The sequence below is a fragment of the Haloferula sp. genome (assembly GCF_049672945.1).
Taxonomy (GTDB): domain Bacteria; phylum Verrucomicrobiota; class Verrucomicrobiia; order Verrucomicrobiales; family Akkermansiaceae; genus Haloferula.
Genome location: NZ_JBATWY010000256.1, coordinates 1 through 22,525 on the forward strand (window position 1 = coordinate 1; position 22,525 = coordinate 22,525).

General features: G+C 60.0%; 14 protein-coding genes. 10 read left to right on the forward strand and 4 right to left on the reverse strand.

Features of this window, described 5'->3' with window-relative positions; translation table 11 throughout:
* The first annotated feature begins 145 nt into the window (after positions 1-145).
* From WBG04_RS22105 to WBG04_RS22125, 5 genes are all read left to right on the forward strand, one after another.
* The gene (locus tag WBG04_RS22105; RefSeq protein ID WP_424317091.1) at positions 146-814 is read left to right on the forward strand and encodes a GDSL-type esterase/lipase family protein; all 669 of its coding nucleotides are present in this window, start codon (positions 146-148) and stop codon (positions 812-814) included.
* Between the two features lie 391 nt (positions 815-1,205).
* Complete coding sequence (locus WBG04_RS22110) at positions 1,206-6,074, forward strand: Ig-like domain-containing protein (RefSeq protein WP_424317093.1); 4,869 nt, start codon at positions 1,206-1,208, stop codon at positions 6,072-6,074.
* A gap of 62 nt (positions 6,075-6,136) precedes the next feature.
* Complete coding sequence (locus tag WBG04_RS22115) at positions 6,137-8,194, forward strand: Kelch repeat-containing protein (protein ID WP_424317117.1); 2,058 nt, start codon at positions 6,137-6,139, stop codon at positions 8,192-8,194.
* Positions 8,191-9,507, forward strand: a complete 1,317-nt coding sequence (locus WBG04_RS22120) for a hypothetical protein (protein ID WP_424317095.1) — start codon at positions 8,191-8,193, stop codon at positions 9,505-9,507. Before WBG04_RS22115 ends, WBG04_RS22120 begins: the two co-directional genes overlap by 4 nt.
* The gene (locus WBG04_RS22125; RefSeq protein ID WP_424317097.1) at positions 9,504-10,694 is read left to right on the forward strand and encodes a vanadium-dependent haloperoxidase; all 1,191 of its coding nucleotides are present in this window, start codon (positions 9,504-9,506) and stop codon (positions 10,692-10,694) included. Before WBG04_RS22120 ends, WBG04_RS22125 begins: the two co-directional genes overlap by 4 nt.
* Positions 10,695-10,868: 174 nt before the next feature.
* On the opposite strand, the gene WBG04_RS22130 is transcribed toward WBG04_RS22125, so the two are convergent.
* The gene (locus WBG04_RS22130; RefSeq protein WP_424317099.1) at positions 10,869-11,255 is read right to left on the reverse strand and encodes a hypothetical protein; all 387 of its coding nucleotides are present in this window, start codon (positions 11,253-11,255) and stop codon (positions 10,869-10,871) included.
* Positions 11,255-11,731, reverse strand: a complete 477-nt coding sequence (locus WBG04_RS22135; RefSeq protein ID WP_424317101.1) for a hypothetical protein — start codon at positions 11,729-11,731, stop codon at positions 11,255-11,257. The genes WBG04_RS22130 and WBG04_RS22135 overlap by 1 nt, the downstream gene beginning before the upstream one ends.
* 130 nt (positions 11,732-11,861) lie before the next feature.
* Here WBG04_RS22135 and WBG04_RS22140 point away from each other — a divergent pair, with 130 nt between their 5' ends.
* On the forward strand, positions 11,862-14,372 hold the full coding sequence (locus WBG04_RS22140) for a M16 family metallopeptidase (RefSeq protein ID WP_424317103.1): 2,511 nt from the start codon (positions 11,862-11,864) through the stop codon (positions 14,370-14,372).
* 70 nt (positions 14,373-14,442) lie between these two features.
* On the opposite strand, the gene WBG04_RS22145 is transcribed toward WBG04_RS22140, so the two are convergent.
* The gene (locus WBG04_RS22145) at positions 14,443-14,799 is read right to left on the reverse strand and encodes a hypothetical protein (RefSeq protein WP_424317105.1); all 357 of its coding nucleotides are present in this window, start codon (positions 14,797-14,799) and stop codon (positions 14,443-14,445) included.
* Between the two features lie 182 nt (positions 14,800-14,981).
* Here WBG04_RS22145 and WBG04_RS22150 point away from each other — a divergent pair, with 182 nt between their 5' ends.
* Complete coding sequence (locus tag WBG04_RS22150; protein WP_424317107.1) at positions 14,982-15,860, forward strand: peptidyl-prolyl cis-trans isomerase; 879 nt, start codon at positions 14,982-14,984, stop codon at positions 15,858-15,860.
* Positions 15,857-16,855 carry a HupE/UreJ family protein gene (locus WBG04_RS22155; protein ID WP_424317109.1) on the forward strand — a complete coding sequence of 333 codons (999 nt, stop codon included), beginning with the start codon at positions 15,857-15,859 and terminating at the stop codon, positions 16,853-16,855. The genes WBG04_RS22150 and WBG04_RS22155 overlap by 4 nt, the downstream gene beginning before the upstream one ends.
* 696 nt (positions 16,856-17,551) lie before the next feature.
* Here WBG04_RS22155 and WBG04_RS22160 read toward each other — a convergent pair.
* Entirely contained in the window at positions 17,552-18,424 is an 873-nt protein-coding gene (locus WBG04_RS22160) for a hypothetical protein (protein WP_424317111.1), read from the reverse strand.
* 534 nt (positions 18,425-18,958) lie between these two features.
* Here WBG04_RS22160 and WBG04_RS22165 point away from each other — a divergent pair.
* Both WBG04_RS22165 and aqpZ read left to right on the forward strand, forming a co-directional pair.
* Complete coding sequence (locus WBG04_RS22165) at positions 18,959-21,067, forward strand: amidohydrolase family protein (RefSeq protein ID WP_424317113.1); 2,109 nt, start codon at positions 18,959-18,961, stop codon at positions 21,065-21,067.
* A gap of 183 nt (positions 21,068-21,250) precedes the next feature.
* The gene (gene aqpZ, locus WBG04_RS22170) at positions 21,251-21,970 is read left to right on the forward strand and encodes an aquaporin Z (RefSeq protein WP_424317115.1); all 720 of its coding nucleotides are present in this window, start codon (positions 21,251-21,253) and stop codon (positions 21,968-21,970) included.
* Positions 21,971-22,525 lie beyond the last annotated feature (555 nt).

Genomic DNA, 22,525 nt, shown 5'->3' on the forward strand with positions numbered 1-22,525 from the left:
TGATGGCTTTGGCGAATCTCGCCGGGTCGGGGTCCGGCTGATCAGCGAGGACGGGAAGGGTGAGAAGCAGGCTGGCGAGGAGGGGTTTGATCATGGAAGGAAAGAGGAGTAGGGGCAGAAATGCCCCAACTCCTCTCCCACCCCCATGATCAAAGCCCTCTTCGCCAGCCTGCTTCTCACCCTGCCTCTCCTCGCCGATCAACCCGATCCCGACCCGGCGAGATTCGCCAAGGAAATCGCCGCCTTCGACGCTCAAGACGAGACCTCCCCACCCGAAAAGGGCGGCATCGTCTTCTCCGGCAGCTCGAGCATCCGCCTGCTCGACATCCCCAAGATTTTTCCCGGTCTCACCGCCCTCAACCGCGGCTTCGGCGGTTGCGAGATCTCCGACCTCAACCACTACCTCGAGCGCGTCCTCCTCCGCTACGAACCCTCCCTCGTCATCTTCTTCTGCGGCGCCAACGACCTCTGGAAGAACAAGTCACCCGAACAGGTTGAGGACGACTTCAACGAATACACCCACCGCCTCTTCGAAGTCAGCCCCGACGCCAAGCTGCTCATCCTCGCCATCCGCCCTAGCCCCGCGCGAAAGAAGATCCGCGCCACTGAAGCCGCCATGAACCAGCGCTTCGCCAAAATCGCCGAAGCCGACCCACGGATCAGCTACCTACCCGAAAGCTGGGATCGCTTCCTCGACGCAAACGGCAACTGCATCCCCGAGCTCTACGTTGACGACCAACTTCACATGAGCGATGCCGGCTACGCGATCTGGAAAGAAATCCTCACTCCCCATCTGCCACCCGTCGCGCCCTGATCCGCCACCCGCCACTCACGCCAGCGCCCCGATCAGCGCCATCAGAAACACCCCGGCGGAAACCATCAACCCGGCGCCAAAAATCAACTGCCGCCCCCGCCCGATCGACTCGCCATCCATTCTGAATCCGCTCCAGCCACAAACGCAGGGTAAGAATGCCCCTACTCCCTCCCACACCCTTGCTTCCCTTCAGCGATGGAAACGGCGTCCTCCTTTGATACCTCCCTGCGGAAAAGTCGTAACTTGCTTAATGGATCAGTAATTCTACGAGAGTTGACTCACAAAACCCCTTCCCGATCAACTTACTAATTATCAACAATCTAGCAAGCCGTGAGCTCATCTCTCCCATATCCGGCTTGCGACTCAGGCGATCAGTTGAGTTAAAAGATTAATGCTTCTTGCCCCCCGGCTGCTATCACTTGGATGCCTACTGGTATCTCTCCTCATCCTTACTCCCCGGGTCGCAGCCGTATCTCTGGGAGATCTGGATGGCGACGGCGTTGTTACCGTTCGCGACATCGCGATCATCGCCGCCCACTTCAACGAAACCTCTCCCCTCCAGGAAACCAGTAAACCCCTCGCCGACGTCAATCAGGACGGTGCCGTCAACGACGCCGACATGGACGAACTGGTGAAGGAGATCCTCGGCACCCGCGAACCCGAAACCCTCCCCCTCTCGACCGTCCGCTTCTCCTCTCCCGCAGCAGGCGAGGGCAACGTCGCCGTCACCCGGGAAACGGTCGTCTACTTCACCATTCCTCTCGCACCTTCCGCGACACTCAGCACCAACTCCTTCTTCGCGGAGTTCGGAGGAAAAAAGATCCTCTCGCGCGTCGAACTTTCGAGCGACCGCCGAAAGGCTACCCTCTTCCACCTCGAACCCCTGCCATCGAATGCCCGCATCCGCGTCAGCCTTGATAGCGCCGGCCTCACCGATCTCCTCGGGCGACCCCTCGATGGGGATGCCGACGAAAATCCTGGTGGCACCCATATCTTCAGCTTCGATACCCTATCGATCGTTCCGCTATCTTCCACTGCCATCACCGGTCAGGTGCTGGCCTCCGAACGAACCACCGGCGGCGGCGAACGGCCGCTCCAAGGCGTCACCATCACCGTCGATGGCGCTGAAGAAACCCTCCGCACCACCACCGATGCCCAAGGCAACTTCACTCTCTCTCCCTGCCCGGCCGGCACCTTCTTCGTCAAGATCGACGGCCGGACCTCGCCCGCCAGCTCGTGGCCGGATGGCGACTACTATCCCGTCGTCGGCAAGAAATGGCACGCCGTCGCCGGTAAGACCGACAATCTCGCTGGGGATGTCTCGGACACCACGCGAGGCATGATCTATCTCCCCTGTGTCTGTGCCGGGACCCTGCAGACCACCAGCACCACCAGCGACACCCTGATCGAATTCCCGGCCTCCGTGCTCGCTTCCAACCCCGAACTCGCCGGCACCGAAATCAACGTCCCAGCCAATTCGCTGTTCTCCGACGACGGCACCCGCGGCGGCAGGGTCGGCATCGCCCCGGTGGACCGAGACCGCCTTCCCTCCCCACTTCCTCCCGGTCTCGACCTTCCCCTTGTAATCACCATCCAGAGTGATGGCCCCCGTAACTTCGACCGCCCCGTCCCCGTCTGCTTCCCCAACTCCCCCGACCCCGAAACCGGCGAGGTTCTGCCACCAGGCGCGAAGTCGGCCCTGTGGTCTTTCGATCATGATACCGGAGAGTGGGAAATCGCGGGCGCAATGACAGTGACTGACGATGGACTCTTCGTGAAGACTGATCCCGGAGTCGGAGTCAGGCAACCTGGTTGGCATGGACAGCAACCGGGAACTCAGATGGAAGGTGGCGAACTCCTTGAACCGAAGGACGAAGCTTGCATACCAAGTTTTAATGCAGGAGTTGGAATGGCTACCGCTGCCGCCGACTGCGTCTCAGACATACTTCCGACAGGTGACCTTAAACGGTGGTTTAAGTGTGGAAATTCCACTGTGAAGGCCATCAAGGCTGGCTACGACGTTTTTCAAACTAACCGAAACCCCTCAAAGCTTGATTCCCTCAAGCGAACGGCGGATGCCGCAGGGTTGATATCTTCTTTTCTCGGTATTGCCAAGGACTGTGGGTCGGCGGCGATCAAACAATCTCCGCTAGGGAAGGTGGCGATCGCTATCAACTGTGCCGCCAACGTCGCAGACGCAACAGCGACCTATTTTGAAGGAGTTCCTCCCGCATGCGATTCACCGGGTGTTCGCAAAGCCCTCCGTGCCGGTCTCGCAATAAAGGGGTTGGTTGACGCATCTGGGGAATTTGACGACGCATTGAAACAATTCGATCCTTACAATGCCAACGCAGTTCTTGAATTGGACAAGGCAGCGTATGATCTGCTAAAATCGAATCTTGATGTGATTTCAACTCAAGTCGAACTTCGAGCTCCAGGCATGCCTGACGCAAATTTAACTCCACAAGAGATGGTTGAGGTGGAGCAAATCAGGAAAGAAGGCGAAACTAGAGCGGGTGAAATTATCAAGTCCGGGACCGAGGCCATGAAGGTCGACGAAATTCTTGATGAAATTGCCGATGAGGTCCGAAACGTGTCTGAGGGGGCCGCCCAAGCAATTGAGGAAAACGGGAAGCCGTCGACGCTGCCGGCTGAAACTCCGGCGATCCTCATCACCTATCCACCTTCAGAACCTGACGGGACTGTCGTAAAGGTCAGACCCAAGGCTTCAAACAATGGTTCGGTCAATCTTGTCGGCCCTCCCGATTCACCCTACATCATCGAACGCTGGTATCCTCGCCGGGGCCAAGGTGAGCGCCAAGGAGGATGGACAGGTGGAAATGGCGAAAGGACGACTGTTCCTCCTGGAAATGGTGCTCCCAACCAACCCGCACCAATCCCTTTGCCTGATAGTGACGGGGACGGTCTTCCGGACTTCGCTGAAGAGGTTTACGGAACCGATCCCAACAACCCTGACAGCGACGGAGACGGAATTTCCGACGGGGCCGAAGTTGAACAAGGCACCAATCCCCTCGATGGCTTTGTCGCGTCAACTGGTGTCGTGGCCTCTGCCCCCGTCCGGGGAGTAGCCAACGACGTCGACGCCCTCGACAATCTGGTCGCCATCGCATCCGGCAGCGGTGGCGTCACGATCTTCAATGCAGGGGCAGGAACCAACCCCGTGCGAGTCGCCGAGGTTGGAATGACCAACGCGCTGGACGTCGCGGTTTCACCCGGACGGGTTGCCGTGGCGGACTACTCGGGAGGATTGCGGATCATCACGGTGCCGTCCGGTGCCGAGCAAGCAGCGATCCAAACCCTACTTCTTGGCTCCCCAGTCAATGCCGTCGCTAGCGATGGCATTGTCGCCTTCGCCGGACTCCAGAATGGAGGCATCGTCGCCGTCGATCTTGCGACCGGATCGATCCTCGACCGGATCTCCACCACCGATGGCGTGATCGAAGACATCGCCGCTGGACGCGAACGCGTCTACTCCCTCCACTCCGGTGGCCTGGTCACCATCGAGTGGGATGGCGCGATCCTCACTCGAATCGGTGTCGCCCCCAGCCCTGGCAGCCGCGGAGCCGGGGGAAGACGCCGACGTATCAGCGTAGGTGACAGCTTCCTCTGGACCTCACGCACCGACGGCTTCAACGCCTACAACCTCACCAATCCTTCGATCCCGCAGCTCGACCTGCAAAACACCACCCGCCAATTCGGCTGGAAGCAACTCGTCCCGAACGGCTCCGGCCTCGGGGTCGGAGCCGTCAGTCCGAACTCGACCAACGACGGACCTCATCACGTGAGTCTCTATCAGGTCGGTAGTGATGGCATGGGATCGAACTTCCTGACCACCCTCGAGACGCCTGGCCTAGCCTCCGCCATTTCCATCTACAACGGCCTCGCCTACGTCGCCGACGGAACCCAGGGCCTGCAGGTTGTCAGCTACCTGCCTTTTGATCGCGACGGAAACGCCCCATCGATCACCCTGACTTCGAACTTCAATCTCGATCCCTCCGACAAAACCGGCACGGCCGAGGAAGGGAAGCTCATGCGTCTCAGCGCCTCCGTCATGGACGATGTCCAGGTCCGCAATGTCGAGTTCTACGTCAATGGCGACCGCTTGCTCACCGATGGCAACTTCCCCTTCGAGCACCGCTTCATCACCCCGGCTCTCGATGCCGGATCAGCGACCTTCACCGTCCGCGCCAAGGCGACGGACACCGGAGGCAACTCGACCTGGTCCGATGAATTCACCATCACTCTGGTCCCCGATGCCACTCCTCCCGTTGTACGGAAGTTCAGCCCGGCTGCGAATTCGCTTACCGGTGCCCTCAGCGATGCCTACGCGGTCTTCAGCGAGCCGATGAACACCGCTTCGCTCTCCTCCGGCTTCAGGGTTACCAGTCCCGGACCGGATGGTGCCTTCGATACTGCCGATGACGAAATCGCCCCTGGCAGCCTGAGTTACCGCACCGAGACCAACACCGCCTTCCTGCACTTTGATCCACCCCTCGAACCGGGGCGTTACCGCCTCGTCGCCGACGCACCCGCCTCCGATGCTGCAGGAAATGCCATGGGCAGTTCTCAAGTCGCGAACTTCCGTGTTTTCTCCTTCGCCGATTCGGACGGTGATGGCGTCCCGGATGATTGGGAAGTCGAACTTGGTCTCAATCCAGACGAACCGGACAGTAACGGCAATGGCATCCCCGACGGACAAGAGGACTTCGACCGCGACGGCCTTTCCAATGCCGGAGAGTTCGTCACCGGCACCGATCCAAGGATCAAGGATACCGACGGCAACGGGATCAACGACGGCGACGAGGATCAGGATCAGGATGGCCTGAAGGACGCTGACGAGGTGCTTGCCGGCACCGATCCGCGAAACCCGGATAGCGACGGCGATGGTTGGGATGATGGTGGAGAGCTGGCGGAAGGGCTCGATCCTCTTAATCCAAACAGTCAGCTTCCTTGGCAAGTCAGCTCCGACCCTGCGGCCTTTCTCAATTCTCCTAACAACGGTCTGATATCCGAGGGTCTGGCGGTGATCTCGGCACCGGTGTCCTTTTTGAATGCTCCTCCTGGCAATCCCGCCTCGGAGTCTACCCTCCTCGCATCCTCGCCGGCATCCTATTTCAACACCCTGCCCTCCGTAGAAATCGGCGAGGTCGTCCTCCCATCTCCCGAAGTCTCTTACCGCAATTCTCCGTCCAGCGGATTGTCCGCCATCTCCACGCACCAGAACCCCAGTTCCGAATGAAAACCGTTTGCCGAATTCGTCTCCTCCATCGTCCGTTGCCCCTCACGTCCCTGACCTGCGTGATGCTTATTTCCATCGCTCCGGTGGCTCGAACTCAGGATCTGCCCTACGACTCAGGATCGACGGGTGCCGACGGTGCCTTGGATTTCCCGAGCCCAATTGGCAACAGATCAAGCCATGCTGCGGCATTCCATGAGGGACTCGAGCGGCTCGTGGTCTTTAGCGGATCAATTACTGTTTCAAACAACACTACCTACTTCAACGACACTTGGGTGCGTGAAACTCCTAACTGGTCTATTTCCAATCCTACGGTTTCTCCTCCCCCAAGAACCAGCTCGGCCATGGCTTACGATCCCGTGAGGCAGGAAATCATCATGTTTGGGGGGGGCGCAGGGGCGGTTAGGTCGGACGACACTTGGTCATACAATGGGACGACTTGGACTCTCAAGAACCCCACAAGTCGTCCTCCAGCTCGCTCCAGTCACGCCATGGTCTTCGATCTCGAACGAGGCGAAATCGTGCTCTACGGGGGATTTGATGGCACAACTCGGTTTTCCGATACTTGGGTATTTGACGGAACCGACTGGATCGAAAAGACACCGGCAACGACTCCTGGACCGCTATACGCGCATGCGATGGCCTACGACACCGGACTCAAAAAGACACTTTTGTTCGGCGGAATAGACGCTAGCCAATATTCGTCAAGAACTTGGACATGGGATGGAACCAATTGGCAGCAACTCGTCTTTAGCACCGTTCCTCCAGCTCGCAGCAGTCACGCCATGACCTATGATCCGAAACGAGGAGAAACGGTCATGTTCGGGGGATTCATCAGCCCCAATCGCCTCGGAGATACATGGACATTCGGAAGCGCTGGTTGGGTCCAAAAGTTCCCGGCTAGGGATATCGGAACGTCAGCTAGCCACACCCTCAGCTACGACCCGATTCTGGAGAAAATCGTCTTCGTGAACGGCCAATCGGTGAGGCTTTGGGATGGAACCAACTGGGAAGTGGAATCAGGCGGTGAGCTGGAGTTCGATATGACGGAACGCCTTGATGGAGTCTGGAACTTTACCTCGATCAACGTCCCGCAGGGCGTCACCGTGAAGTTCCGGAAGAATGCCACCAACACCCCCGTCACCTGGCTCGCCTCGGAGTCGGTGGTCATCAATGGATCACTGAATCTCGACGGCGAAGACGGAAGGGGAAGAAACATCGTATCCGGTAACGAAGCAGTGGGAGGACCGGGGGGATACAAGGGCGGACTCGGTGGGGCTCAATACTTCAACGCCTCCACCAACACGAGCAGCACTGCGGGAGGGGGACCGGGTGGAGGCGATCCGGTTTCTGGAAGTACGCCTGGACGCAACGGTGTCTACGCTGGGGCCTATGGAAATAGCTTCGTCCAGCCCCTCATCGGTGGCTCGGGTGGTTCCGGAGGGGGCGGCGGATCAGGGTCCACCAATGGCAATGGCGGAAACGGAGGAGCTGGGGGAGGAGCGATCCTGATCGCCTCCAGCAAAGATATTGTCGTTTCCGGGACAATTTCTGCGGACGGAGGAGAAGGTGCCTCAGCGACAAATGTCTCCAATGGCTCGAGAGATGGTGGCGATGGCTCTGGCGGCGCGATTCGTCTGGTGGCCGACCGGGTGCAAGGAAGTGGAACTCTTTCCGCAAAGAACGGATTCGGAAGTCCCAACGGACGAATCCGCATTGAAGGTTTCGAACGTTCCCTCGCGATGTCGACCGTCCAGCCGCCCGCCTCCGCCGGACCACCAACCGACACCCTGCCGGGGCTTGATGGCAACAACACGCTCACCATTGCAAGTGTGGACGGTGCCAACGTTCGCCAACCGCCGGAGGGAAACACCACGAATCCCGATGTGATCTTCGCGGAGGAAGGTGAGATCACCATCGTCGTCGGAGGCACCAACGTTCCCGATGGAACCCCAATTACCCTCAGAGTTTCGACGAGCGGGGGTCTGATCACCCTTCCGGCCGATGGCGATCCGCCGGTCACCATGGCAGCCGGTTCCGCAACCTTTTCGACCATGGTTCCCGCCGGAGTTGGCACGATCCAGGCCTACGCCACCATTTCGCCCATCCCCCTGAATCCATGATTCCGCTTCTCCACTTCAGAGGAGTTCTTGCTGGAAGCATGGTTCTTCTGTCAGCTGTCTTACTCAGCCACGCCGACTCCCTGATCCTTACCGGAACCGGCGGCTTACCCGGGGAGTCGGTGAGTGCGGACCTCAATCTGGACAACCAGCGCGCCATCGTCGGCATGCAGTTTGATCTGATGATTCCTCCCGGCCAGGCGGAGGCGGGCGGGGTGGTGGCGCTCGATGGCATGGAACGGCACCGCGTCCGCAGTCGGGTCGAGCCGGAAGCCATGAAGGTCGTCATCCACTCCCCCACCAATGCCACGGTCCCGGACGGGGATTTCCTCTCGATCCCGCTGAGCATTGCCACGGGAGCACCGGAGGGCGGGGTATCCTTCAGCATCGAAAACCTGATCTTCACCGATGCCGCCGGCAAGTCGGTGCCGGGCGAGGTCTTCTATCATCCGCTTGAAGCCTGGCGGCAGCTCAATTTCACGCCGGAAGAAAGGGCGGATCCGGAAATCATCGGTGACTTCAAGGATCCGGATGGTGACGGTTATACCAATATCATGGAGTTCCTTTTCTCCAGCAATCCCCTCTCAGCAGACTCGCCTGCGCTGGCCAGGCAATCCCTCTCAAAGAGCAAGCCGTCCGATGAAGAGCCGGGTCCCGTGGTTTTCAGCTTCGACTACCCTCAGGCGGTCGGCGCGGACGGCGTCGACCTCTGGATCGAGACTTCCACGGATCTCGACGAGTGGCAGCGGGAAACAGTCACCGCGGTCACCGCGGGCGGTGACAATGGCGCGATCCGCCGGATGCGGCTTTCCTTCGAATCCGACCCTGTGGACTTCCCGAAGCGTTTCTACCGTCTCGGCGTCGCTCGAAATCCGGACGCCGCGCCCCGCAGTCTTTTCAAGCAACCGATTCCCTACGAAGTGTGGATCGCCCGCTACTACTCCGGACCGGACCTTGACAACGAGTTCCTCATCGGTGAGCAGTCCGATCCGGACCTGGACGGCATGGTCAACCTGATGGAGTACCTATTTGGCAGCGATCCCAAGGTTGGCAGTGCCGCCCCCTTGCCCGATGCCGGCCTGGTCATCAATGGCCAGGTCCGCACCGCCCGCCTGACCTACGATGTTTCCCGGGAAGCCGAAGGAGTCTCGCTCCTGATCAAGGCGAGCGACAACCTCCAAACCTGGTCCCCGGTCAATTACGTCGCCTCCCCCTCGGGGCGCTCCACCTTCGACTTCGTCGAAATGAATGCGGACATCGAAGGACAAGCACCCGCCCGCCAGTTCTTCCAATTCGAAGTGCAGACGGACCCATGAAGTTCGCAATCGGAGTGCTGCTCGCCACGGGAATCCAGCTTGCCGCCGCACCCATCGACCACACGGTCGAGGACTGGAACCGGGAATTCCGCGAGGCGGTTCGTCGGCAGACGCCACCCCCCTGCCTGGTGGCGCGGAATCTCGCGATCCTTCACCTGGCCATGTGGCGGGCAAGCGAAGCAAGCAGCCCGGAAAACCGATCGGCTGCGATCGCGGCATCAGCCCACGAAGTCTCCGTGACCCTTTTCCCGGGAGATCGCGCGAAGTTCGATCGCCTTCTAACAAGTTCGCCGGATGCCCCGCCGGAAGTGGTAAAGCGGTCTCGCAGCTTGGCCCAATCCGAAGTCAATCGCCGGAAAGATGACGGCTCGACCACCACCGTCCACTACCAGCCCGACCTCGAAGTCGGCATCTGGCAGCGCACCACCAACAATCGCGAACCGGAGCTTCCCCATTGGAGTCACGTACGCCCCTTCCTGTTGGAATCAGCCGCTGAGTTCCGCCCCCCGCCGCCACCGGAGATCGGGACCGAATCCTACCACCAGGATCTCGCCGAGGTGGCCAGGCTTGGCGGAAGGAACTCCCGAGTGCGAACGAAGGATCAGGCGGAATCGGCGTTCTTCTGGTCGGACTTCAGCTACACCGACAGCCCCCCGGGACGATGGAACGAGATCGCCTGCCAGGCCCTTGAGGATCGTGACATGAGCATCGCTGAAAAAGCCCGCCTGTTTGCGATTCTCAACCTCGCACTCGCGGATGCGGGAATCGCGGCCTGGGATTGTAAATTCCACTACAAGTTCTGGCGCCCGGTTTCCGCCATTCGGGAGTCCATGGATGATGGGGACCCTGACACGGTTCCCAATCCGAACTGGAAGTCGCTACTGCCCGCGCCGTCCCACCCGGAGTATGTCTCCGGCCACAGCACCTTCAGTGGCGCAGGAGCTTGCGTGCTGAGTCACTTTCTCGGGGAGTTGCCCGCTCCGATTTCCATCGAAACCCGCGAGATGCCGGGCGTCCGCCGGAAGTTCGAGAACTTCGACGACATCGCGAATGAAATCGGCCGCAGCAGGATCTATGGTGGCATCCATTTCGAATCCGCGAACTGCGAAGGCCTGAAGCTTGGAGCCAAAGTCGCTCGCCATACAATCACCCGGTTTGAAGCATCGTTCGAGCCCGCTGAACCTTAGTCGTCTCGCAAAGGGAGCAAGGGCATTCCTGCCCTGGCGAACGACCAGAAATGTTTGGATTCGAGGTCGGGCTTGGATGGCGTGAAGGGCTCTTTCGATCAAATGATGTGCGGTCGGGGGGATGAAAAGGCCTGTAGGTCCGGCGGCAGGGCGGGAACGCCCTTGCTCCATCCCTCAAGCCAGCGCTCCGATCAGCGCCATCAGAAACACCCCGGCGGAAACCACCAACCCGGCGCCAAAAATCAACTGCCGCCCCCGCCCGATCGACTCGCCATTTCGAAACAGCGCTCGAAAGTAGAGCTCGACCAGAGGTCCGAGAAAAAAGGCCGCGTTGGCTCCGATCCCAATCACTAGAGCACCGATCACCGCGAACCCCAGAGGCATGTCCTGACCCGTCACCAGGATCGTTACAATGACCACACCCGGCACCAACAGCAGGAGATTGTAGATCAGTCTCAGCCTTTCCCAAGCCGTTACCACCTCCCGCAAGGCCTTCCGCTCGGGCTGCTCGGTCCCCCCTTGCGATCCGCTCTTGGGAGGCGCGTAGGGATCCATCGACATCAATCCTGAAAGCCTGGCGGTGGCGTCGGCATCCGGAGCTGTTCCTGAAGAAGCGCCGCCTTGTAAGCCTTGCCGATCGCCTCTCCCAGTTTCCCGGTCATCTCCTTGTCCTTGTCCGAAGCCACGAAAACAATCGTCCCCGGCTCATCACCCGGCCGCAACTCGGCGGAGGCCTTGAGCTTCTCCAAGGCCTCATCAACGCTGGATAGGTTCCAAAAAGTCACAAGATCAAGTTCGTCAACGATCGGCCGAAGCACTTCGTAACGATCGAGCTTCTCATTCTCCACCAAGAGATATCTCTCCAGCTCATCCGAGCTGAGTTCACGGTTGATTTTCATAACGCTCGTCATCTCCCAGCGCTGAGCCTCGGCCCGCGTCTTCTGCCGCATGTAGAGCTTGTAAGCGACAAAACTCGTCCCGGCGAGAAACACCACCAGCACACCGATCCACAACCAAAGAGCTCCTTTTCCTTTCACATCTTCAAGCTAGCGCCTCAGCCCACCCCATCCAAGCCCCAAGTCCGACCTCCCGCGCCGAATCGAAACCCGAATTATGATACCTTCCGCGTTGGACCTCGGCCAATCCTGCTCCATCCTCCCCACGTCCATGGATTTTCCACCCACTTCCGCCACCACCCGCACCCTGCCAAACGGCCTCACCCTGATCCTCGACCCCGACGACTCGGCTCCGGTCATCAGCTCCCAGCTCTGGATCGAAACCGGCTCGATCCATGAAGGTCCCCTGCTCGGCTCGGGCGTCTCGCACTTCCTTGAACATATGGTCTTCAAGGGTGGCGGCGAATTCGGCCCCTCCGATCTCGCCGAATCCGTCCAGGCCGCCGGCGGCCATTGGAACGCCTACACCTCCTTTGATCGCACCGTCTACTACATCGATGGACCCTCCACGGGAATGAATACTTTCCTCGATGTCCTCGCCGCGATGGTCTTCCACCCCCATCTCCCCGAGTCCGAATTCGAAAAGGAAAAGGACGTGATCCGCCGTGAGATCGACATGGGCCTCGACGACCCGGACGACACCAACCACCGCCTGGTTTTTGATACCGCCTTCAGCCGCGACGCCCGTCGCCAACCGGTCATCGGCCACCGCGAGCGCTTCGATGCCATCACCTACGATGACCTTCGTAATTACCACGCAGCCCGCTACACGCCCGACCGCGCCTGCCTCTGCCTGGCGGGCGACTTCGATCCCGTGCTGATCGGAGAAAAAGTCGACGCCCTCTTCGCCTCCATCCCCCGTGGATCAGGCGAAGAACCGCTGGTCCCCGCCGACCCCACCCAGCTTGGACCGCGTCGCGGACATGGCACCTTCGCCATTCCGACCTCGCGGATCACCCTCGCTTGGAAAATCCCTGCCCTCGGCCACCCCGACGTCCCCGCCCTTGATCTCGCCGCTGCGATCCTCGGACGCGGCCGCTCGGCACGACTCTACCGCTCGCTGCGGGAAACCGAAGAGCTCGCCTTGGAAATCTCCGCCTGGTCGTGGTCCCAATGCGAGCGGGAAGGCCTCTTCGCCATCTCCGCGGAAACCACCAGCGACAAGCGGGATGACCTGATCCGCGCCATCCGCTCCGAACTCGCCGCCTTCCCCAACACCCAGCTGGACAGCGATCTGGCCAAAGCCAAACGCCAGATCGCCGCGAGCCAGTTCCGCACCCTCACCACCATCTCAGGCCGGGCATCCGACCTCGCCTCGAACTGGCACGAGGCGCGCGATCTCGACTTCACCCGCAGCTACCTCGCGCAACTCGAAGCCGTCACACCCGCCGACATCCGGCGTGCCATGCTGCAGCTCGCCGACTCCGTCGAAACCCTGACGATCCTCGACCCGGAGGGCACCGCAGCCCCGGCATCGGTCGCCTCGAAAAAGCGCACCCGCCCCGAACCCGAAACGCTGACCCTCAGCAATGGCACCACCATCGCCTTGCTTCCCGATTCACGGGTTCCGGTGCTCGCCCTGCAAGCCGCCGTCAGAGCCGGTGCCAGCTCCGAAACCTCATCCACCGCCGGCCTCAACCGCCTGCTCGCCGCCACGCTTCCCAAAGCCACGCGCCACCGCTCCGCCGCCGAACTCGCCAACACCCTCGAGTCCCTCGGAGCATCCGTCGGCGCATCGTCCGGAAACAACTCGATGCTGGTCCAGCTCTCGGGACTCAGTCCGGACCTCGCCACCCTGATCCCCCTTTTCGGAGAAATCCTCGCCGAACCGGCCCTCGAATCCGATTCGATCGAACGGGAAAAGTCCTCCCAGATCGCCAGCCTGCAGGAGGCCCTCGAAGACCCGCTCTCCCTCGCCTTCCGCACGCTCCGCTCTTCGCTATTCGGCTCCAGCGGCTTCGGCATTCCCACCCTTGGTCATGAAAGCTCGCTTCGCGGCCTCAACCGCCTGTCTCTCGCCGCCCACCACTCGCTCCATTTCCGCGGACCGAATCTCGTCATCGCGCTCGCCGGCGACTTTGATCCCGGCGAAGCGAAGGCACTGCTCTCCGCCGCCTTCAATCCACTCCCCGGTGGCGACCCGTGGCACCCAGCACCCTCTCAAATACTAGATCCATCGGAGGACGTCGTCCGTCTCGACAAGAAGCAGGCCGTCCTTGCTCTCGGCTATCCCGGCTGCGCCGCCCTCGACGAGCACCGTCACGCTCTGCGCATGCTTCAGGAATGGTGCACCGACATGGCCGGTCCGCTCTTCACCCGCATCCGCGAGGAACTCGGCCTCGCCTACCAGGTCGGCGCCACCCAGTTCCATGGCCACGACACCGGCCTCTTCGCTTTCTACATGGCCACCGATCCGGATCAGGTCGAACTCGCCGAATCCGAACTCCGGTCCCAGATCGCCCAACTCGCCAGCGACGGCATTCCAGACGACGCCTTCGAGCGCGTCCGCTCGACCGTTCTCAGCGCCACCGCCATCGAGCAACAGGCCCCCGGCTCCATCGCCCGCCACGCCGCGATCGACCTGCTCTTCGGCCTCCCTGCCAACCACCATCGCGAGCTCACCGGCATCTACGAAACGATGACTCCGGCCGCCGTGCAAAGCGCCGCCCGCGAGCTCCTCGCCCATCGCCTGCCGGTGATTGTGAGGGTGATGCCCAAATAGGAAGCCGAGATCGAACTGCTTTCCGCCAAACGCAAATGGTCTCAGCGCACTCAAGTCAGCAGCCCGCAGCTCAATCCAGCAGGAGCTTCTCGGCACGCTCGAGGAATCGCTTCTCATCGCCATCGAGACCATCCGAAGCCAGCACCTTCCCCAACCATTCGAGCGTCACAATCGAATAGCCGGCATCTTTCAGGCGTTTGGCTCGTTCCCACAGGAACATCTCCTTCAGCTCATCGGATGCGTTCGCCGCACGCACCGCGGAAAAGGCCTTACCAACCGATGGCCCACTCCGTTCCTCAGGCTCCCAGCCCAAAGCGGTCAACGCCTTCTGCAGCATGCTGTCCTCCTCAACGGATAGATGTCCGTCCTGGTAGAGTGCCAGGAAGAGAAGCTCGACAAGATCTTGTTGGGAAACGGTGTCCATCATTTTTAGTATGGCATGGATTCCCAAACTTCAACGGGCGAAGCAAGACGAAAGGGTTTTCAGGCCCCGGCCGTATCAACAACGTCACCAAGCTCAAGGCAGATTTCCGATTCCAAATCCGTCGTTCACTTCTCCTTGACCCGCTCGCTTGCACCTTCCAAGAAACTCGGCATTCCTTGCGTTCAATGAAAATCCTCCGTGATCCTCTCATCGTCTTCCTCCTCATCGGGGGCGGCATCTTTCTGCTCTATTCCAAGGTGAATCCCGAGGAAGAGCTCGACGCCGCGAATCCGGACCAGATCGAAATCACCAGCGACATCCAGAACATGCTCGTCTCCGAATGGAGCGCCCGCTGGAATCGCCCGCCGACACCTGAAGAGTTCAAAGGCCTGCTCGACAGCTACATCAAGGAAGAGCTTCTTTTCCGCGAGGCATCCAAGCTCGGTCTTGATCAGGCCGACTCGATCATTCGCCGTCGTCTTGCCCAGAAAATGGAGTTCCTCACCTCCGACATCGTCGACCTTGAAGACGTCTCCGACGAAACGCTTCAAACCTTCTACCAGGACAACGCCGAAAAGTATCAGATGCCGACCGAACTCGGCTTCCAACAGATCTACTTCTCCACCGACAAGCGCGACGATGCCGAAGCTGACGCCGCCGCTCTTCTACCCAGCCTGAACGACGGCTCGATGAGTTTCGAACAGGCCGTCGAAAGCGCCGACCCCACCCTGCTCAGCCCCGAGTTCAGCACCTCCGAGCTCCCACTCATTGGCCGCCAGTTCGGCACCGAGTTCGCTGAAGCCCTCACCGATCAAACACCGGGAGAATGGTTCGGTCCGGTGAAGTCCGGTTATGGCTTCCACCTCGTCAAAATCCTCGAGCGCAAGGATGGCCACCTGCCCGAACTCGCCACCATTCGCGAAGATGTCCTCAACGACTACCGCTATGAGCAACGCGAAAAACTCAACGAAAGCATGCTCGAAGGCCTGCTTGAGCAGTACGACGTCGTCATCGAGCCGCGCATCGAGGAAGCCACCGAAACCGAAGAGACTCCCGAGCCATGATTCGCCGTCTCATCCTCCACACCCTCGCCCTGTTCTTCGTCGTCGGCACCCTTGCCGCCCACGAAATGCAGCCGGCTTTCCTTCAACTCAAGGAAACCCCTGAAGGCAGCATCGACATCACCTGGAAAGTTCCCTTCTACAAAGGCCGCCCCCTTCCCATCGTCCCCGTCTTTCCCGAGTCATGGGAAAATCTCAGCGAGCCGAACACCACCCCGCTCGGCAACGCCACCCTCAGCCGCTGGCGCATCAAACCCGGCGATCAATCCATCGACGGCGCCAAGGTCGGCATCGATGGCCCCCGCTCGCGCCTGACCGATGTGCTGGTCCGCAGCAGCCTCATCGACGGGCGTTCCCAAACGAACATCCTCCGTCCGGAATCCCCCGCCACCACCATCCTCTTCGACGCCGAACCAAAGACCCTGCTCTGGGATTACATCATCATTGGTATCGAACACATTCTCATCGGCTTCGATCACCTGCTCTTCGTGCTCTGCCTGGTACTGATTGTTAGAGACCGCTGGACCCTGATCAAAACCATCACCGCCTTCACTCTCGCCCACTCCGTCACCCTGGGCATTGCCACCCTCGGTTGGATGGAAGTCCCCGGCCCACCGGTCGAGGCCGTCATCGCCCTGAGCATCATCTTTCTCGCCCGCGAACTCGCGCTGCGGAACGAGCACACCCCCGGCCTGACCGAGCGCTACCCCTGGCTTGTCGCGATCACCTTCGGCCTGCTCCACGGCTTTGGCTTCGCCGGGGCCCTCGCCGACGTCGGCCTGCCCGGAGACCAGATCCCAATCGCCCTGCTCAACTTCAATATCGGCGTCGAACTCGGCCAACTCGCCTTCGTCGTCGTGATTATCGCAGTCACAAGCATCACCGCGAAAATCTCACCAAAGATCAACCAAGCCGCCTTCAAACCCGTGGTCTACGCCACCGGCATCATCGCCTCCTTCTGGTGCGTCGAACGCATCGCCGGTTTCTGGAGCGCGTAAGGAGTGCAAGCGATCCCACCCGCGAACTGGCCCCGGTCGAAGCTTCATCCCCAGACGCTCGACCATCGGAAAGAATGAACCACAGATGAACAGGATGAACGCAGATGGACGATCAGCGGAGCTTTGAACATAGAGCGCCCTCCAAAAGCTCCTCCCCCACACCGGCCCCGACCCCGAAACCCTCTCCGCCCCCTTCGGCCGCAAGTCCCCCAAACGCAACCGCCCAAATCACCGAGATCCTCGAGACGCTCAAAAGCCTCGGTAAACTATAGCGCGGGGAAGCAGAGACTTAAAACTCGTCGTCCTCCTCCTACTCGTCCTCGAATCCTAACACCCCTCAATCGCACTTCTCGAGGACGAGAACGAGTACGACGACGGGGAAGATCGGGCGATTCGCCGCACCTTCCCCTCACCCCCACTTCTCCTCCATCCTGTCTATCAAAATTCCCAGCCCCTTCGTTGCCTTCCTTTCCTTCTGTAAGAAAGCACCGTCATCCCCGGCACCTACCCCATGGCTCCGTAGTTTTCCCACAGAAGGCCACAAAGCTAACGAAGCTGGCCCTGCAATAAGGAGAAGGAGTTTAAAACTCCTGTCGCCTCACCCCAGGATCATCAATCTTCCGCATGGCCACCCAAGCCACTTAGCCAATCTCCCCACCGCGCAACGGACTTAAAAAGTCCGTCTCCGTATTCCCCTCAGCTACCTCCCCTTCCTCCTGTAAAAAAACTGACCTCCCACGCCCCCCTCACATCCGCTTCCAGCCGTAGTTCGTCACCGACTTCATTGAGAACCATCGCCGACTCTAACTCACGACCCTCGGCGTCGAAGACCATGAGCTTGGAATAACTCATGCGGGTCTTCCCCGCCTGATCTTGAAAGAGCAATGCATCGTCGCCCGGCATCACCAAGAGTGAGGTCTCCAACGAAATCACCATCGCCAGCTCCGACACCGGCTCCCCTTCCAATGGAGGAGCCGTGATCGTATAACCATGCTCGAAACCCTCCGCCCGATTCACCACCCATTCGACACATCCGTCGCCGAGTCCGCAGGAGGCTTTCTCCCCGTCTGCAAGAGGACTCCCGGGCTCTCCGAAATCAACCGCCACCCCATCGAACTCCATCGAGCCCGTCTTCATCCGAACCGTCCACCGGGGAGGTTTCGTCGCCCCGGTGAATGCCGGTAGCGCTGCCGGATCATGCGGCGAAAAAAGCAGCCCCTCGGAACCATAGTCGAGTTGGATCAGGCTCTGCCGGTGAATCGCTCGCAAGCCGCCGCCTTGCGGTCTAAAGAAGCCTTCCTCTGCCCTCGCCTGCGCCATCATCTCGGCACGTCTTTCAACACTCAAATCATCCGCCGCCGGACGCGGATTCAACGCTCTCTCGACCGACATCATCGCGGGCGCTCCATCCACAGGTTCCATTCCCTCCATCCCCGAAGCTCCCGGGATACCCGGGTCCAAGAGCTTGATTGATCCGGGAATCACCACCTGCTCCACCCGCCCTTGTTCAGCACGCACCATCGGCACCCCGATGAGGTGACAAAGCAGAACCGCCACCGCAAGGGGCACCGTGGTTTCACTCCAAAGATGGATTCAAGCCAGAACCCCCGACCATGTCTGCTCTCGTGTCTTCATCGTTCCAAATAAATTTCGATCCCTACCATCATGATCGAAAACTTCATCCGACTTCAAACCGAAAGCTCTTCGCTTTTCCTAAACGATTGGAATCGCGAGCCTCAACAAACCCGGACAGGCCGCGACGGTGAGTTCCTGAACCCGCTTGAGGAAGTGGCCCTCGCGGCCCAGAGCTCCCCGAATTCCCCGGCGAAAAGCCCACCCTCTCCGGTGGCCACGGCAAACGCGGCACTCCCGCCTTCGACAAAGCCCTCCAACGCGCCCACGCCCGAGGCGAACGCTACATCCACGCCCTCCCGCCCGAAGAAGGCCGCCCTTTCCTTTGCTCCCATCGAAATCGACGGAGACATGCGATCCCTTTCTCGCCTTGGCTTTTCAATATCGACATCGACCCCAACCGAAGATTCAGTTCATCGACTACGGCCGCTGTAATCGGCCTGAAAACCGCAGACTTCAAACCAGCTCACCATGAAAGCCAACACTCTGGTATCTCTCCTAACCTACGGCCTCAGCATGCTGGCATTTTCACAGACCGCTGACATCATCTATCACAATGGCAGCATCCTCACCATGACCGGTGACGAACCGACCTACGCCGAAGCGCTCGCCGTCGACGATGGAAAAATCGCCCTCGTTGGCAGCAAGGACGGGGTCCTCAAAATGAAAGGCGATGAAACGCGAGTCATCGACCTCCAAGGCAAGGCCCTGCTCCCCGGTTTCCTCGACGGACACAGCCACTACATCAACTCGCTGCTCGTCGCCAACCAGTGCCAGCTCTACGCGCCGCCTTCCGGCCCGGGCAAGGACGTCCCGAGCATCATCACGGAGTTGAAGAAATTCGCCGCTGAGCGCAAGATCCCGAAAGGCGAAATGATCATGGGCTACGGCTATGACGACACCGTCATGCCCGATGACCGCCTGCTCAATCGCGACGACCTCGACGAAGCCTTTCCCGACAACCCCGTGCGCATCGATCACGTCTCGATGCACGGTGCCGTCATGAACAGTCTCGCTTTGAAGAAATACGGTATCAGTGCGGAAACCAAGACCCCGGCCGGCGGCATCATCGTTCGCAAACCCGGCAGCGAAGAACCCTGGGGCCTGATCATGGAAACGGCCTTCCTCCCGGTGATGGAGCAATCCGAGCCGATGACCGCCCAGCAGGAAATCGAATGGAGCCGCGCGGGCCAGATGCTCTACGCCGAAGCTGGTATCACCACGGCTCACGAAGGCGCCTCGCACCTCCCGCAGATCCAAACGATCAAGCGTGCCAGTGAAGCCGGAGCAAACCTCATCGACGTTGTCGCCTACCCCTTCATCACCGACGTCGACAAGGTGCTCGAAGAGATCCCCATCGACGAATGGGGCAAATACCACAAGCGCTTCAAGATCGGTGGCGTGAAGATCACCATGGACGGCTCACCCCAGGGACGCACCGCCGCCTTCACCACCCCCTACCTCACCGGCGGACCAGGCGGTGAAAAGGACTGGAAGGGCGAACTCACCTTCCCTCAGGACCTCGCCAACAAGATGGTCAAAAAGGTCTACGAAATGAACGTCCCGCTCCTGCTCCACTGCAATGGCGACGCCTCCATCGACGGCTTCCTAACCGCTTACGAGTTCGCCCGCGACGGCGATTACAGCAGGCCCTGGAACGTGACCACCATCCACACCCAGTTCATGCGCAAGGACCATATTCCCAAGTTCGTGGAATACAAGGTCCGCCCGTCCTTCTACACCCTCCACACCTTCTACTTCGCCGAGGCCCACATCGCCAACCGCGGCAAGGAGCAGGCAATGTACATCAGCCCGATGCGGGATGCCATCGACGCCGGCCTGCGCCCCAGCAACCACACCGACTTCGTCGTCGCCCCACTCGACCAGATGATGATGCTTTCCTCCGCCGTGAACCGCATCTCCCGCGCCGGCGCCGAGATCGGAGCCGACCAGAGAGTGACGCCTTATGAAGGACTCAAGGCGATGACCGAATGGACTGCCGAGCAGTACGATGAGCTAGACCAAAAGGGCACTCTCCAAGTCGGCAAACTCGCCGACCTCGTGATCCTCGACAAAGATCCACTTAAGGTCGATCCGATGACCATCAAGGACATCAAAGTCGTCGAAACGATCAAGGAAGGTGTCACCATTTTCCCCGCACCCGCTGACCGCAAGACCCCGGTCGCCTCCGTCGACGATGCCTCCAAGACCTACACCTGGACCGCCCACGTCTGCGACATGGCCGACATCAACCAGGCCGCCAACAAGGACTGGACCCTCGTCACCCTCAGCGGCGAAAAAATCACTTCCGAGAAGCCACCGACGATGAATTTCTCCGGTGGAAAGCTCTCCATCTTCGGCGGCATCAACCGCCTCTCCGCCTCCTATGCCTTGGTCGGCAAAAGCGTGACCATGGGTGAGATCGTCAGCACCCGGATGGCCGGCCCGCCTGAGCTTATGGAGCTGGAGTCCAAGTTCGCCAAGGCCCTCGCCAGCGTGAACAACTTCCATGTTCACGGCAACGAACTCGAACTCTTCGCCGACGGGGACATCGTCGCCACCTTGCGCTCGGAAGACTGACTTGCTTAGTTGTCTTAAACTTTCAGCTTCCACTCAATATCGCCACCCCAACGGGCGAGCGAAAGAAGTGCCGGAAATGACCAAAGAAAGAACTCCCCAAAATGATCTGACCATGGACAATCGCCGCCGACGAACTTGAAGATCTTTGTCTTCGTGTCGTCTCTTAATTGGCAAGACAACATCATGAAAAACAAACTCGTTGCTGAATTTTTCGGCACCTTCTGGCTCGTATTCGGTGGTTGCGGCAGCGCCGTCCTATCAGCGGGATTCCTCACCCAGATCGATGGCAACCCGATTCACCTCGGCATCGGTTTCGTCGGCGTGGCGCTCGCCTTCGGCCTCACGGTGCTGACCATGGCCTACGCCATCGGCCACATCTCCGGCTGCCATCTTAATCCTGCCGTCACCGTCGGCCTCGCGGTTGGTGGACGCCATCCGTGGTCAGAGGTTGGCGGCTACGTCGTCGCCCAGGTCATCGGTGGCATCGCCGGGGCGGGCGTCCTTTACCTCATCGCAAGTGGCAAGACTGGCTTCTCCACCGCCGATGGATTCGCCTCCAATGGCTATGCCGATCACTCGCCCGGGGAATACTCGATGATTGCCTGCCTCGTCGCCGAAGTCGTCCTCACCTTCTTCTTCCTCTTGATCATCCTTGGAGCGACTGACAAACGCGCCCCCGCTGGCCTCGCCCCCATCGCCATCGGCCTGGGACTTACCCTCATCCACTTGATCGGCATCCCGGTCACCAACCTCTCCGTCAACCCCGCCCGCAGCACCGGACCCGCCCTCTTCGTCGGTGGATGGGCCATCCAGCAGCTGTGGCTTTTCTGGCTGGCACCGATTGTTGGCGGAGCCCTTGCAGGGATTGTCTATCCGCTCTTCGCCGGCAAGGACGACAAGTAGCCGCCCATTCATCACCTCTGCTCGCCATCCCGCAGGCTGCGGAGGCGAGCAGGGCTTCATCCCATTCGCTCGATCCATCCTGGTCTGATTCCTCGCCCTGCCTGATCACCCGGATCCAACTGCCACAGCTTCTACACGAGGGACAAGTTCTGCGGATGGATTGATGATCCTCCCCCTTTTTCAACGCCAAGGCGCAAAGGACGCCAAGTTTTGATTCCTTTGAGGTGGGTGCGGATTCCATTCCTGGCTGATATCCAGAAATTCTTTGCGATCTTGGCGTCTTGGCGGTTCAATTTCTGATGCTCACCGGATGGTGCGCTTACGAATGGTGCGCCCAGTATCCACGCGCCGAAATTTCGGCCTTTCCCGCTTTGCCTTGGGACCCTAAACAAGACGCGAATCATCACGAGAACACATGAAATTCATCCAAGCCGCCATCAGCCTCCTCGCCGTCGTCGCCATCGGAGCCTCTCTTTCGAGTTGCGCCACCAGCAATGCCCAGATTGATGAAAGCGTCGCGATCAACGCGGGCTTCAAGACCATCACCCCGAAGAC

Coding starts and splice junctions, on each gene's coding strand:
- WBG04_RS22155 (WP_424317109.1), top strand. CDS start 15,857: ATGATTCGCCGTCTCATCCTCCACACCCTCGCCCTGTTCTTCGTCGTC.
- aqpZ (WP_424317115.1), top strand. CDS start 21,251: ATGAAAAACAAACTCGTTGCTGAATTTTTCGGCACCTTCTGGCTCGTA.
- WBG04_RS22130 (WP_424317099.1), bottom strand. CDS start 11,255: ATGTCGATGGATCCCTACGCGCCTCCCAAGAGCGGATCGCAAGGGGGG.
- WBG04_RS22150 (WP_424317107.1), top strand. CDS start 14,982: ATGAAAATCCTCCGTGATCCTCTCATCGTCTTCCTCCTCATCGGGGGC.
- WBG04_RS22110 (WP_424317093.1), top strand. CDS start 1,206: ATGCTTCTTGCCCCCCGGCTGCTATCACTTGGATGCCTACTGGTATCT.
- WBG04_RS22115 (WP_424317117.1), top strand. CDS start 6,137: ATGCTTATTTCCATCGCTCCGGTGGCTCGAACTCAGGATCTGCCCTAC.
- WBG04_RS22105 (WP_424317091.1), top strand. CDS start 146: ATGATCAAAGCCCTCTTCGCCAGCCTGCTTCTCACCCTGCCTCTCCTC.
- WBG04_RS22140 (WP_424317103.1), top strand. CDS start 11,862: ATGGATTTTCCACCCACTTCCGCCACCACCCGCACCCTGCCAAACGGC.
- WBG04_RS22165 (WP_424317113.1), top strand. CDS start 18,959: ATGAAAGCCAACACTCTGGTATCTCTCCTAACCTACGGCCTCAGCATG.
- WBG04_RS22125 (WP_424317097.1), top strand. CDS start 9,504: ATGAAGTTCGCAATCGGAGTGCTGCTCGCCACGGGAATCCAGCTTGCC.
- WBG04_RS22145 (WP_424317105.1), bottom strand. CDS start 14,799: ATGATGGACACCGTTTCCCAACAAGATCTTGTCGAGCTTCTCTTCCTG.
- WBG04_RS22120 (WP_424317095.1), top strand. CDS start 8,191: ATGATTCCGCTTCTCCACTTCAGAGGAGTTCTTGCTGGAAGCATGGTT.